Origin of the sequence: Paractinoplanes durhamensis (genome assembly GCF_016862175.1) — a bacterium.
GTDB classification, from domain to species: Bacteria; Actinomycetota; Actinomycetes; order Mycobacteriales; family Micromonosporaceae; genus Actinoplanes; species Actinoplanes durhamensis.
In genome coordinates, this window is sequence record NZ_BOML01000019.1 from 423,051 (window position 1) to 436,033 (window position 12,983).

A 12,983-nucleotide genomic window follows, 5' to 3' on the forward strand; every position below is an offset into this window, starting at 1 on the left:
ATCGTCAACATGACGTCAAAGGTTGCCGTGGATCTCGTGCTGCTGACCATCCGGCAGGGGGCACTGCACGTCCTGCTGATCCGGCGCGGGATCCCGCCGTTCACCGGGCAGTGGGCCCTGCCGGGCGGCTTCGTCCTCGACGGCGAGGGCCTGGACGCGGCGGCCGCGCGCGAGCTGCACGAGGAGACCGGGCTGCTGCCGGGGCATCTGGAGCAGCTGGCCACCTACGGCGACCCGGGCCGCGACCCGCGCGGCCGGGTGTTCGCCGTCGCCTACCTGGCGCTGCTGCCGGACCTGCCGGTGCCGGTGGCCGGCAGCGATGCCGCGGCCGCCTCCTGGCAGCCGCTGCCGATCGCCGGGCTGGCCTTCGACCACGACGCGATCCTGGCCGACGGCCTGGAGCGGGCCCGCTCGAAGCTGGAGTACTCGCCGCTGGCCACCGCGTTCTGCCCGCCCGAGTTCACCATCGCCGAGCTGCGCGAGGTCTACGAGACGGTGTGGCGGACCCGGCTCGATCCGCGCAATTTCCACCGTAAGGTGACGGGTGCCGCCGGCTTCGTCGAGCCGACCGGCGAGACGGTCATCCGTGATCGGGGGCGGCCGGCGCAGCTGTTCCGGCGTGGCTCGGCAACCCTGCTGCACCCTGCGCTGTTGCGACCGGGGAGTTCTTCTCAACTCACCCCCATGGTCACCGATAGCGAGGACCATGTCGCAGAGCGTGAAGTCACCGAGTGAGGACCAGCGTTTGCAGACGTTGCGTGACACCGGCCTGCTCGAGGCCGACATCGCGCCGTCTCTCGACCGGCTGACCGCCCTGTCCGTGCGCCTGCTCGGGGTGCGCGCGGCGATGGTGTCGCTGATCGACACCGATCGGCAGCACCTCGCGAGCGTCGCCGGCGCCCAGCTCATGCGGGACGCGCCGCTCGCCAACTCGTACTGCCGCTTCGTGGTGCAGGACGACGCGCCGCTGATCGTGGCGGACGCCCGCCTCGACGCCCGGCTGCGGGACATCGCCGACCCCGGCGCCATCGCCTACGCCGGCTTCCCGCTGCGCTCGCCCGAGGGCTACGTGCTCGGCTCGTTCTGCGTGATCGACTCCAAGGAACGCGACTGGACCCCCCATGAGCTCGCCACCGTCGGCGACCTCGCCGAGTCGGCGGCGGTCGAGGTCGCGCTGCGGCTGGCCTGCGCCCGGGAGACGACCGCCCGGCGGCGCCTCGAAGCGATCCTGCAGGGCACGCACGACGCGTTCGTCTCCACCGACCCGGCCGGCACCGTGCTGACCTGGAACGCGGCCGCCGAGCGGATGTTCGGCTACGTCGTCGGCGACGCGGTCGGCCGGCCGATCACCGACCTGATCATCCCGGAGCGGTTCCGGCCGCTGCCCGCCGTGCTCGACCGGCAGGAGCGGGTGACCGTGGCCGGCAGCTCCGGCCAGGAGATCCCGGCCGAGATGCTGCTGCAGGCCGTCGACGGCGTTCTCTACTACTCGTTCGCCCCGGACACCGCGTTCCTGCAGGCCCTGCTGGACAGCCTGGAGACCGGCGTCGCCGCCTGCGACAGCGAGGGCCGGCTGACCTTCTTCAACCGCAGCCTGCGCGAGATGCTCGGCCACGACGCCGACCCCGACCTGGGGATGGACGACTGGGCCGACCGCTACGGGATCTACGGCCCGGACGGCCGTCAGGTGATGGACCCGGTTCCGCTGGCCCGCGCCCAGGCCGGTGAGATCGTCCGCGGCGAGCAGCTGCTGATCTGGCGCGACGAGGAATGGCGCCGGCTGCTCACCCACGCCCGGCCGATCGAGACCGCCGACGGCCGCCGCCTCGGCGCGGTCTCGGTGACCTCGGACATCACCGAGGCGTACCGGGCCGAGGAACTGCGCCGGGCCCGGCACGCGGTGGCCCAGGTCCTCTCCGACGCCACCAACGCCCGCGACGCCAGCATCCAGGCGGTCGCGGCCATCACCGACTCGCTCGGCTGGGTCTGCGGCGAGTACTGGCAGGTCAGCGACGACCGGGAGCAGATCGTGCGGCTCAGCTCGCACACCACCGGCGACCGCGACCTGTCCGCCTTCACCGGCGACGAGCCGCTCACCTTCGTCCGTGGCGAAGGCCTTGCCGGGCTGGTCTGGGCGCGCAACAACGAGGTGTGGTGGAACACCGGCGTCATGCCCGAGGACATGGTGTCCTTCGGTCGCCGGGCCCTGGTCGAGGTCGGCATCCGGGTCGCCGTCGGCGTGCCGGTCCGCTCCGGCCGCCGCACCCTGGGCGTGCTCGCCTTCTACACCGACGCCGACCTGCCCTACGACTCCGACACGGCCGGCATGTTCGACGCCGTCGCCGCCCACCTCGGGCAGTTCCTGGAGCGCCGCTGGGCCGAGGACATGTCACTCGCCCTGGCCAACGCGCGGCGCAGCTTCAACCGGGTCGTCGAGCAGGTCAACGACTACGTCTGGACGGTCGAGATCGTCGTCGACGGCCCGCCGCGGCTGGTCTACGGCAGCCCCAACGCCACCGGCGTGTTCGGCGCGGTACCGGAGGGCATGCCCACCCCCAGCCTGACCGAGCGGCTGCACCCCGACGACGCCGAGCTCATGGCGGCGTTCCAGGAGAGGCTGCTGGACGGCGGGCCGGCCGAGCTGGAATGCCGCATCGTCGGCCTCGACGGCGAGGTCCGGTGGATCTGGACCCGGGCCATGTTCCGGGCCGAGGACGACAGCTTCTTCGTCGACGGTCTCAGCACCAACGTCACCGACCGGCGCGAGCTGGCCGACAAGCGCGAGGAGCTGCTCGAACAGGAGCGGCTGCAGGTCGAGCAGCTGCGCACCCTGGACCGGATGAAGGACGAGCTGGCCGCGCTGGTCATCCACGAACTGCGCAACCCGGTCGGGGTGATCCGCGGCCACAGCGAGATCCTCGTCGACAGCATGGCCGAGGGCGACCCGCAGCGCCGGCACGCCGACATCATCGAGCGCACCACCCTGCACCTGCAGGGCCTCGTCGACGACCTGCTCGACCTGGCCCGGCTCAGCGCCGGCCACATCAGCATCGACCCGCGTCCGCTGCTCGGCGCCCGCCTGGTGCGCGACGTGATCGAGAACCACCAGCCCAGCGCGGTGGCCAAGAACCTGACCATCATCGACCGGCTGCAGACCGAGGTCACCGTGCACGCCGACGGTCAGCGGCTGCGCCAGGCGCTGGACAACCTGCTCTCCAACGCCATCAAGTACACCCCCGACGGCGGCACCATCACGGTGCTCACCGAGTACCGCGACGACCAGGTCGCCATCGAGATCACCGACAACGGCATCGGCATCCCCGCCGAGCAGTACGCGCACCTGTTCAGCCGCTTCTTCCGGGCCAGCAACGCCACCCGGGCGGGCATCAAGGGCACCGGCCTGGGACTGGCCGTCACCAAGGCGATCGTGGACGCCCACGCGGGCACGATCACCGCCGGCCCGGCCGAGGGCGGCGGCACGACGTTCACCATCACGCTGCCGGTGGACGCCGCTTGACGGTCAATCCGCCGTGAACGCGGCATAGCGGGCCGGACGGGTCTGACAACACCGTGGGTGATCAGGTTTGATGTTCGCCGTGACTGCACAAGATCTCATCGGCGCGCTGCCGGACGTCGCGACGCTGCGCCGGCGGTGCCGCGCCCTCGCGATGCTCGACGCGATCCTCAGCCCGGACGAGGAGGCGCGCTACTACGGCTACAACACGGCGTGGGGTCCGGGCGAGGAGATCGCCGAGATGCGCAACGGCTCGGGCGACGAGTTCCACATCGTCTTCGGGCCGGCCGGGGTCTTCGTGCGCGGCTTCGACCACGAGTCGGTGATGAGCCCGGCCCGCAACGACGAGGAGCTGTGGCCGGGCCTCGTCGACACCGTCCCGGCCGCCTTCGCCGGGCAGATGGACGAGCCGGCCTTCGGATGGGGCGCCCAGTTCTACGCGACCGTGTGCGTCTGGCGCCTGGCCGGCGACGACCGCTGGCACACCGGCGACGTCTCCTATCCACCGGGCCACGACCCGGACGGCGCCGACCGCCTCTTCACGATCCTGCTCGACGAGACCCCGGCCGCCTACCGGGCGTTCGCCGAGGACTACTACGAGGTACCGGTCGATCCGGCGGCCGTCAACGACGTCTTCGCCCTGACCCCACTGACCGAGGCCCTGGTCCACCGCCTGAACCCGGACCTCGCCCTGGAGAAGCTGACCGCCGACCTAGAGGCCATCGGTTACCCCGCCCAGCCGGAGTAGGGCGTCGTCTCAGGCCGGCACCTTTGTCAGCAGTGGGCGGACGACCTCGTTGAAGGCGGCCGGGCGTTCGATCTGGGGCATGTGGCCGGTGCCGGGGAACAGGTGCCAGGACGCGTGCGGGAAAGCCTCGCGGGCGGCGGTCAGGTGCAGGGACGGCAGGATCCGGTCGCGGTCGCCCCACAACAGCAGCGTCGGTTTCGCGTGCCTGGCCACCCGGGGGAGCAGCTCGGCGCGCCAGCGCGCGCCGATCCCGCGGAAACCGCCGAGCGCGCGGGCGACCTCCAGGTAGACGGCCGCGAAGTCGGGCTGGCGGGACACCTTGATCGCCATCGCGACGCGCTCCGGGGTGACCATCGCGCGGTCGGCGAAGACGGTGCGTTCCAGCCGCGGCGCCGACACCCTGTCGATCCGGCGCAGCATCTGCCGGCCCAGGCCGGGGACGGCCAGCATGCGCAGCGCGATGGTGACCTCCTTGCCGAAGCCGGCGCTGTTGGCCAGGGTCAGCGTGCGCACCCGGCCCGGATCGTCGACCAGCATCTGCATCGAGACGGCGCCGCCGAGGCTGTTGCCCATCAGGTGCACCGGCCGGGTCTCGCCGAGCGCGTCCAGCGTGGCCCACACCCCGTCGGACAGGGTGGTGAGGGTGGTCGGGGCGGGCATCCGCTGGCTGAGCCCGAAGCCGGGCATGTCGATGCTGATCACCCGGTGGTCGTTGTCGAGCAGCGGGTGCTGGGCGTCCCAGTCCTCGAGGCTGCGGCCGATGCCGTGCAGCAGCACCACCGGCGTCGCGGCCGGGTCGCCCGACTCGTGGTAGCGGATCCGGGCCGACCGCACGTCCACGTAGCTCATCGGGAAACCTCCTGGGGGGTGCGGGCCCGGGACACCGACGCCGACGTGGCGGCCCGCACGATCCGCTCGTGCGCGACCGGCAGCAGCCGGGCCAGCAGGTCGGGGACCTTCGCGCTGGTGGCGATCAGCAGGCGGGCCTTACGCCGGCCGACCGCGTCCAGGATCTGGATGGCGGCCTTGTCGGCCGGGAAACTCAGCAGCTTGGCGAACACCTTGCGGTTGGGTTCGACCTCGTCGGCCGGTACGCCGCTGCCGACCAGCGCGCTCTCCGCGATCCTGGTCCGGATGCCGCCCGGGTGCACGGTGGTGACCCCGATGCCGTCGTCGGCGAGCTCGCTGTGCAGTGCCTGGCTGAGCCCGCGCAGCGCGAACTTGCTGGCGCTGTAGGCGGACTGCCCGGCCGGCGCGATCAGCCCGAACAGGCTCGACACGTTGACCAGGTGACTGCCGGGGGCGGCCTTCAGCGCGGGCAGCAGGGCGTGGGTGAGCAGCATCGGCGCCCGGAAGTTCACGTTCATCACGGTCTCGAACTCGTCCGTGGTGACCTGGTCGAACCGGCCGCCGAGCGCGATCCCGGCGTTGTTGATCAGCAGGCCGACCGTCGGGTGCGCGGCCAGCACCTGGGCGGCCAGTGCGTCCACCGCGGCCCGGTCGGCCAGGTCGGCGACGATCGTCTCGACGGTGCGTCCGGGGTGGACCCGGTGCAGGCGCTCGACGACCTCCGTCAGGCGGGCGGCGTCCACGTCGACCAGGACGAGGTCGCTGCCCCGGCCGGCCAGGCCGTAGGCGAGCTGCTCGCCGATGCCGCTGGCGGCTCCGGTGACGACGGCGGTGCGGCCGGGGAACACGTAGGGGGTCATCAGGCGAGATCCTCCGAGGGGACGGGGGCGGAAAGACGGGCGAAAACCATGTCGCGGGTGATGTCGGCGCGCGGGAAGGTCACCACGTCGCGCAGGTAGTTCTGCCGCACCAGCCACGGGTCGCGGTCACCCTGGCGCGGGAACTTGTCGAGCGCTCGTTGCACGTACCCGGAAGAGAGATCGAGGAGCGGACGGCCCTGACCACCGGGGTTTTCCGGGGTGGCGACGGCGAAGCCGTTGCGGTCCATGTGCGTCAGCAGGCGCATCACGTAGCGGTGGACGAGGTCGGCGCGCAGCGTCCAGGACGCGTTGACGTAGCCGATGCAGTAGGCCAGGTTGGGCACGCCGCTGAGCATCAGGCCGCGGTAGGCGGCGTGCTCACCGATGTCGACCGGCTCGCCGTCGACGCTCGCCCGGATGCCGCCCATCGGCAGCAGCGAGAGCCCGGTCGCCGAGACGACGATGTCGGCCTCGAGCAGCTTCCCGGACTCGAGCCGGATCCCGGCCGGTTCGAACTCGGCGATGTGGTCGGTCACCACCGACGCCGTCCCCGCGCGGATCGCCTGGTAGAAGTCGCCGGACGGGATGACGCAGAGCCGCTGGTCCCACGGCTCGTAGGTGGGCTTGAAGTGCTCGTCGACGTAGGCCGGGTCCTTCAGCGCGTGCACCGCGAAGGCCCGCAGGATCTGCCGCACCCGCTTCGGCCGGTGCCGGGCGAGCTGGTAGAAGCCCTGGGTGATCAGCAGGTTCTTGGCCCGGGCCACCCGGTTGGCGACCTTGGCCGGCAGCACCCGGCGGGCCGCGTCGGCCACCACGTCCCGCTCCGGGAGCACGGTCAGGTAGGTGGGGGAGCGCTGCAGCATCGTCACGTGCGCCGCGTCGGCGGCCATGGCCGGGACCAGCGTGACCGCGGTCGCGCCGCTGCCGATGACCACGACCTTCTTCCCGGTGTAGTCGAGATCCGCCGGCCAGAACTGCGGGTGCACCAGCTGCCCGGCGAACGACGACAGCCCCGGGAAGTCCGGCTGGTAGCCGGTGTCGTACGAGTAGTAGCCGGCGCAGCCGTACAGGAAACTGCAGGTCAGCGTGGATCCGCCGGCCAGCTGCAGGGTCCAGCGGGCGTCGGCCGAGGACCAGTCGGCCGCCGCCACCCGGGTGCCGAACCGGATGTGCGGCAGGATGCCGCCCGCGACCGCGGTCTCCTCGATGTAGCGCCGGATCTTGTCGCCGGGCGCGATCGACTCCGGCTCCCGCCACGGCCGGAACGGATAGCTGAGGGTGAACATGTCCGAGTCCGACCGGACCCCGGGGTAGCGGAACAGGTCCCACGTTCCGCCGATCGCGTCGCGGGCCTCGAGGATCGCGTACGTCTTGCCGGGCAGCTGCTCCTGCAGCCGCCACGCCGCGCCGATCCCGGACAGGCCGGCGCCGATGATGAGAACGTCGAAATGTTCGGCCATCTCGCCAGTTTCGTCATCCGGACCCGCGAGGGACTTGCCTGAGCGCGACACTCATTTATCCTTTCGCGACATGGGATCGATGGTCAGAGCGGCCGGGCTGCGCGGACTCACCGCGCTGATCGACGAGCTCGGCGGCAACGGTGCGGAGCTGCTGAGGCGGCAGGGCATCGACCCGGCCGCCCTGGACACCGACGACGCGGTGATCCGCACGCTCGCCGCCGGCCGGGCCCTGGAGACCGCGGCGGCCGAGCTCGACTGCCCTGACCTGGGCCTGCGCCTGGCCGCCCGGCAGGGCATCGCCGTCCTCGGCCCGCTCGCCATCGCCATCGAGAACTCGGCGACCCTGGGTGAGGCCCTCGACTGCGCGACCCGCTTCCTGTTCGTGCACTCGCCGGCGCTGACCGTCACCCAGGTGCCCGACCCGTCCGGCCGGCCCGGCGTGGTCGGCCTGCGCTACGCCAGCACCGAACTCGACCCGCTGCCCCCGCAGATCGCCGACAACGGCCTCGGCCTGCTGCACCGGATCATCGTGCTGCTCGGCGGCGGCCGTTACGGCCTGCGATCGGTGCACCTCACGCACCGTCCGCTCGCGCCGGTCGCCCGTTACACCGAGTTCTTCGGGGCGGACGTGCGCTTCGCGCAGGAGTCGGCGGTGCTGCGGGTGCCGGCCGCCCTCACCCACGCCACCGTGGCCGGCGGCAACCGGGTGCTGCGCGAGGTCGCCCTCGACTACATGCGCACTCACTTCCCGGCCCCCGAGCAGACCCTCGAGGAGCGGGTGCGGCAGCTGATCACCCAGGCGCTCGGCTCGGCGCCGGCCGACATCGCCGCGGTCAGCCGCCGGCTGCAGACCCACCCGCGGACCCTTCAGCGCCGTCTGGCGGCGGCGGCCACGACCTTCGACAAAATTCTTGATGACGTACGCCGGGACACCGCGCACCGCCTCATCACCACCACGGATCTCCCGTTCACCCAGGTCACCGCGATGGTGGGGCTGACCGAGCAGTCGGCGCTGAGCCGGGCGGTGCGCCGGTGGTTCGGCACGTCGCCGCGCGAGTTGCGCCGGCAGGCCGGTCACTGAAACCACGGCGGGGTCCCGGCGCCGGACAGCCGCACCCCGCCCCACGGGTCGGGCTCGCTGAGCCGCACCTCCTGCTGCGCCGAGCCGGGAATCGTCAGCAGCCCTTTGCGCAGGCCGCCGGACACCCGCTCGCGCAGCGACTCGGACGGGCCGGTGCGCCCGGCCCACCGGAAGCGGCCCTCGATCGGCTCGAAGTGCGCCGACACCCGGATCTCGACGGCGACGTCCTCCTCGTCGCCGATCCGTAGTGTGGCCGGCCCGCGGTACTCCTCCTCAGCGGTCACGCTGATCCTCCTTAGGTATGCCCTTCTGGCCCTCGCCTGCGAGGCCGTCGTCAGGTGCGGCCGGGTGCCGCTCGGTGCAGGCGGTCATACGAGACCCTCCTCCTGGTAGGCGGCCAGACCGCCCGGAATGTCGGCGGCCTGGCGGATGCCGGCCACCCCCGTCCACAGAAACGTGGTCAGGTAGTCGCCGAGGGCTTCCCGGCTGATCGGCTGCTGCTGCCGCAGCCACCAGTCGCCGACCGACTGCACGTAGCCGACCACCCCGTACGCCCAGGGCAGCGCCGCCCCGGAGTCGAGCCCGCGGGCCCGCAACCGGTCGCCGAAGATCCGGGCCAGCCCGCTCGCGACGGTGTCGACCACGTCGGCGACCACGTCCCGGCCGCGGGAGATGTCCGGCTGGTGCACCACGAACTGGTAGAGGTTGGTGTCGGCGGCGATGTGCGCGAGGTAGGCGTCGATGGCCGCGGCGATCACGTCCCGTTCCTCGCGGACCGCGGCCACCGCCGGCACGATCGCGTCGAGCACCATGCCCGCCGCCTCCTGCCCGACCGCCAGCCACAGCTCGGACTTGTCCGCGAAGTAGCGGTAGAGCACCGGCTTGCTGACCCCGGCCCGGGCGGCGATCGCATCCATCCCGACCTCGGGGCCGAGCTCGCGGATCGCCTCGATGGCGGCCGCGGTCAGCTCGGCCCGGCGCTGCTCACGATGGCCGGCCCAGCGACCTTTGCGTCCATCGGTATTGACCGGCTCTTGTTCACGGGGCATGTTATTAGGAGTAACTGTTACCTCGGGTAACGTCAAGTACATCACACCCGGAGGTCTCTCCCGATGACGACAGTGAGCCCGCCCGACCGCGATCGCACCGCCGCCCGCCTGCTGCGTTCCTCCGCCGAGCACTCCTACGACCCGGACGTCGAGATCGACTGGGCGGCCCCGCTCGTCGAGGGCCTCTGGTTCGTCCCGCCCGAGCGGTGCAGCCTCTACGGCACCGAGCTGTGGGACGGCCTGTCCGAACAGCAGCGGATCACCCTCACCCGGCACGAGGTGGCCAGCATCGCCGGCCTCGGCGTCTGGTTCGAGACGATCCTGATGCAGCTGCTCATCCGCGGCTACTACAAGCAGGACCCGACCGCCGCGCACGCGCAGTACGCGCTCACCGAGGTCGCCGACGAGTGCCGGCACTCGGTCATGTTCGGCCGGATGATCGACAAGCTGGGGACCCCGGTCTACCGGCCGACCGGCGTCAACGCCTTCCTCGGCAAGTGGATCGCGGCCACCGGGTCCGGCCCGCGGATGTTCGCCGCGATCCTGATCTGCGAGGAAATTCTGGACACCCTGCAGCGCGAGGCGATGGCCCACGAGCAGGTCCAGCCGCTGGTGCGGATGGTGTCGCGGATCCACGTGGTCGAGGAGGCCCGGCACGTCCGCTACGCCCGCGAGGAGCTGGCCCGGCAGGTGCGCGCGGCCGGTAAGGGACGGCTCGCCTTCGACAAACTGGTGATCGGCCGGGCCGCGTACCTGTGCGGCACCCGCCTGATCCACCCCGGCGTCTACCGCTCCGTCGGCATCGATCCCGCCGTCGGGCACAAGGCCGCCATGGCGAATCCGCACTTCCGGGAGACCCTGCGGTGGTCCGGCGAGCGCGTGGTGTCGTACCTCAATGATCTTGATCTGGTTGCCGGTCCTGGCCGGCCGTTGTGGCGGCGCTCCGGGTTGCTCGCGGCCTGAGTCGCCACTCACACGGATCCGGCTGATCGGGGGCTTGACCTCGTACTTGAGGATTTCGGTCCGCCCGATCGGCCGGTGGGCGACCCTCGGCGCGCGTGACAGATTTGCCCGCGATGCACACGCTTTGCGGGAGGACGGCTATGGACGACGCACTGGCGGCCTACGGCACCGGGCACGCCGACGGAATGGCCGGAAACCACGACGGTGACCGGGCCGGCGACCCGCAGACCGGCGCCGACTACCTGGTCGGGATCGTCGACGGGCAGATCGCCGCGTTCGAGGACGCGCTCGTCGCCGCCATCCGCAAGGCGATGGACGAGAAGGCCGGCGATGGACCGGGAGTTTGAGGAGTACGCGGCCGGTCGCACCGACGGCCTGGCCGCCCACCGCGACGGCGACCGGGCCGGTCATACCGAGTTCGGCCGTGACTACCGGATCGGCTTCCTCGACGGCCGGCTCGAGGTCTTCCGCATGCTCGCCTCCGTCCGCAAGATCGTCGAGGACGACTGATCTTGCTCACAACCCCGTTTCGCGCGGTTGTGCCATCGCGTTGACTCGCTGGAAACGCCAGAACGACATTGCGGAAACCGGGACTGTTGACTCTGGCGGGATGACACAGCGGACGTTGGGGAGCGGATGACCGACAGCGGCGTGCTGACCGGCTTCACGGTCGCGGTGACCGCGGAGCGGCGCCGGGACGAGATGGCCGCGCTGCTGCAGCGGCGCGGAGCCCGGGTGGTCACCGCGTCCGCGATCACCATCGTCCCGCTCGCCGACGACGACGCTCTGCACGCCGCCACCGCCGCCTGCATCGGGCTCGCCCCCGACCTGGTCATCGCCACCACCGGTTTCGGCTTCCGCGGCTGGCTCGAAGCGGCCGAGGGCTGGGGCCAGGGCGAGATCCTGCGCGAGGTGCTCGGCCGGGCCCGGCTCATCGCCCGCGGCCCGAAGCCGTGCGGCGCGATCCGGGCGGCCGGGCTCACCGAGGAGTGGGCGGCCAAGACCGAAGGCTCCGAGGAGGTCCTCGAACGGCTGCTCGCCGAGGGCATCGCCGGCCTGCGGATCGTGGTGCAGGAGCACGGCGAGCCGCAGACCGAGTTCGTGGCCGCGCTGCGCGCCAACGGCGCCGCCGTGGTCGAGGTGCCGGTCTACCGCTGGGTGCCGCCGCCGGACACCGCACCGGTGCGGCGGCTGATCGACCAGATCGGCGCCGGGCAGATCGACGCGGTCACCTTCACCAGCGCGCCCGCGGTCAAGTCGTTCCTGCAGCTGGCCGGCGCGGACGCACCCGGCATGCTCGACCGGTTCCGGACCGGCACCCTCGCCGCCTGCGTCGGGCCGGTCACCGCCGCCCCGCTCACCGACCGGGACGTGCCGGTGGTGATGCCGGAACGGTTCCGGCTCGGCGCGCTGATCAAGACCGTCGCCGACGAGTTGCCCCGGCGGTCGCTGAAGCTGCCGGTGGCGGGCGGCACCCTGGAGGTCCGCGGGCACGCCGTCCTCATCGACGGCGAGCCGCGCGCGCTCGCCCCGGCCGCGATGGCGATCCTGTCTTCGCTCGCCGCCCGGCCCGGCGCGGTCGTGTCGAAGGACCAACTGATCGCGTCGCTGCCCCGCGGCAACGACGGGCACGCCGTCGACGTGGCGGTGGCCCGGCTGCGCACCGCGCTCGGCTCCGGCCGGCACATCGAGACCGTCATCAAGCGCGGCTACCGGCTGCGCCTCGACGAAGCCGTCTGACCCCTGCGGAGGTATCCATGAGGCCCACCCTGCTCGCGGTCGCCCACGGCACCCGTTCGGCCACCGGCCAGAAGCAGATCCGGGACCTGGTCGCCGCGGTCGCCCGGCGCCGTCCCGAGTTGGACATCCGGCTCTCCTACGCGGACGTGCAGCAGCCCCGGATCGGCGCGGTCGTGCCGACCGTCCGGGACGCGGTGGTCGTGCCGCTGCTGCTGTCGGCCGGCTATCACGTACGGGTCGACATCGCGGACGCCGTCGCCGGCACCCGGTTCCCGGTCACCGCGCCGCTCGGCCCGGACGACGTACTCCTGGACAGCCTCACCCGGCACCTGCCGGACGCCGACGCGGTGGTTCTCGCCGCCGCCGGATCCTCCGATCCGGCCTGGCGGGCGTCGGTCCAGGCGCTGGCCGGTGAGCTCGGCGCGCACGTCGGGTACGTCTCCGGCAGCGAGCCGACGGTCGCTGCGGTCGTGGCCGGGCTGCGCGAACAGGGCGCGCGCCGGATCGCGATCGCCGCCTACCTGCTCGCCGAGGGCCTCTTCTACCGCACCCTGCACCGGGCCGGCGCCGACGCGATAACCCCGCCGCTCGCCCTCGACCCGGCGATCGTCCCGCTGATCGTGCAGCGCTACGAATCCGCACTCCTCACAACCGCCCCGGCGTCCTTGTAGGGTTTTCCGAACGTTCGCGCAATCGCGACGGTCACGTCGCAAAACAAT

The 12,983-nt window shown here is 72.1% G+C and carries 14 protein-coding genes; 9 read left to right on the forward strand and 5 right to left on the reverse strand.

Annotation, left to right across the window (positions count from 1 at the left end; translation table 11 throughout):
• Positions 1–9 precede the first annotated feature (9 nt).
• The 3 genes from Adu01nite_RS11650 to Adu01nite_RS11660 all read left to right on the forward strand — a co-directional run bounded on the left by Adu01nite_RS11650 (position 10) and on the right by Adu01nite_RS11660 (position 4,262).
• Positions 10–735, forward strand: coding sequence for an NUDIX hydrolase (locus Adu01nite_RS11650; RefSeq protein ID WP_203726590.1), 726 nt, complete (start codon positions 10–12; stop codon positions 733–735).
• Complete coding sequence (locus Adu01nite_RS11655; protein WP_203726591.1) at positions 719–3,517, forward strand: PAS domain-containing sensor histidine kinase; 2,799 nt, start codon at positions 719–721, stop codon at positions 3,515–3,517. The genes Adu01nite_RS11650 and Adu01nite_RS11655 overlap by 17 nt, the downstream gene beginning before the upstream one ends.
• Positions 3,518–3,596: 79 nt before the next feature.
• Complete coding sequence (locus Adu01nite_RS11660; protein ID WP_239132313.1) at positions 3,597–4,262, forward strand: hypothetical protein; 666 nt, start codon at positions 3,597–3,599, stop codon at positions 4,260–4,262.
• Positions 4,263–4,271: 9 nt separating this feature from the next.
• Here the strand turns inward: Adu01nite_RS11660 and Adu01nite_RS11665 are convergent, their stop codons facing one another.
• From Adu01nite_RS11665 to Adu01nite_RS11675, 3 genes are read right to left on the reverse strand one after another with little or no spacing between them, the layout of a single operon-like run.
• A complete protein-coding gene (locus Adu01nite_RS11665; protein ID WP_203726593.1) occupies positions 4,272–5,111 on the reverse strand; it encodes an alpha/beta fold hydrolase in 840 nt (279 codons plus the stop codon).
• The gene (locus tag Adu01nite_RS11670) at positions 5,108–5,971 is read right to left on the reverse strand and encodes an SDR family NAD(P)-dependent oxidoreductase (protein WP_203726594.1); all 864 of its coding nucleotides are present in this window, start codon (positions 5,969–5,971) and stop codon (positions 5,108–5,110) included. The genes Adu01nite_RS11665 and Adu01nite_RS11670 overlap by 4 nt, the downstream gene beginning before the upstream one ends.
• Positions 5,971–7,431 carry a flavin-containing monooxygenase gene (locus Adu01nite_RS11675; RefSeq protein ID WP_203726595.1) on the reverse strand — a complete coding sequence of 487 codons (1,461 nt, stop codon included), beginning with the start codon at positions 7,429–7,431 and terminating at the stop codon, positions 5,971–5,973. Before Adu01nite_RS11675 ends, Adu01nite_RS11670 begins: the two co-directional genes overlap by 1 nt.
• Positions 7,432–7,501: 70 nt before the next feature.
• Between Adu01nite_RS11675 and Adu01nite_RS11680 the strand changes: the two genes are divergently transcribed.
• A complete protein-coding gene (locus Adu01nite_RS11680; RefSeq protein ID WP_203726596.1) occupies positions 7,502–8,512 on the forward strand; it encodes an AraC family transcriptional regulator in 1,011 nt (336 codons plus the stop codon).
• On the opposite strand, the gene Adu01nite_RS11685 is transcribed toward Adu01nite_RS11680, so the two are convergent.
• Both Adu01nite_RS11685 and Adu01nite_RS11690 read right to left on the reverse strand, forming a co-directional pair.
• Positions 8,506–8,796, reverse strand: a complete 291-nt coding sequence (locus Adu01nite_RS11685) for a DUF4873 domain-containing protein (protein ID WP_203726597.1) — start codon at positions 8,794–8,796, stop codon at positions 8,506–8,508. The two genes, Adu01nite_RS11680 and Adu01nite_RS11685, sit on opposite strands and share 7 nt — an antisense overlap.
• 84 nt (positions 8,797–8,880) lie before the next feature.
• Positions 8,881–9,561: a TetR/AcrR family transcriptional regulator gene (locus tag Adu01nite_RS11690; RefSeq protein ID WP_203726598.1), complete on the reverse strand. Its 681-nt coding sequence runs from the start codon at positions 9,559–9,561 to the stop codon at positions 8,881–8,883.
• Between the two features lie 63 nt (positions 9,562–9,624).
• Here Adu01nite_RS11690 and Adu01nite_RS11695 point away from each other — a divergent pair, with 63 nt between their 5' ends.
• From Adu01nite_RS11695 to Adu01nite_RS11715, 5 genes are all read left to right on the forward strand, one after another.
• Positions 9,625–10,524 carry an AurF N-oxygenase family protein gene (locus tag Adu01nite_RS11695; RefSeq protein WP_203726599.1) on the forward strand — a complete coding sequence of 300 codons (900 nt, stop codon included), beginning with the start codon at positions 9,625–9,627 and terminating at the stop codon, positions 10,522–10,524.
• A 140-nt stretch (positions 10,525–10,664) separates the two neighbouring features.
• On the forward strand, positions 10,665–10,871 hold the full coding sequence (locus Adu01nite_RS11700; protein WP_203726600.1) for a hypothetical protein: 207 nt from the start codon (positions 10,665–10,667) through the stop codon (positions 10,869–10,871).
• Complete coding sequence (locus Adu01nite_RS11705; RefSeq protein WP_203726601.1) at positions 10,855–11,034, forward strand: hypothetical protein; 180 nt, start codon at positions 10,855–10,857, stop codon at positions 11,032–11,034. The genes Adu01nite_RS11700 and Adu01nite_RS11705 overlap by 17 nt, the downstream gene beginning before the upstream one ends.
• A 126-nt stretch (positions 11,035–11,160) precedes the next feature.
• The gene (locus Adu01nite_RS11710) at positions 11,161–12,264 is read left to right on the forward strand and encodes a uroporphyrinogen-III synthase (RefSeq protein ID WP_203726602.1); all 1,104 of its coding nucleotides are present in this window, start codon (positions 11,161–11,163) and stop codon (positions 12,262–12,264) included.
• Positions 12,265–12,281: 17 nt separating this feature from the next.
• Positions 12,282–12,935 carry a sirohydrochlorin chelatase gene (locus Adu01nite_RS11715; RefSeq protein WP_203726603.1) on the forward strand — a complete coding sequence of 218 codons (654 nt, stop codon included), beginning with the start codon at positions 12,282–12,284 and terminating at the stop codon, positions 12,933–12,935.
• Positions 12,936–12,983: the final 48 nt, after the last annotated feature.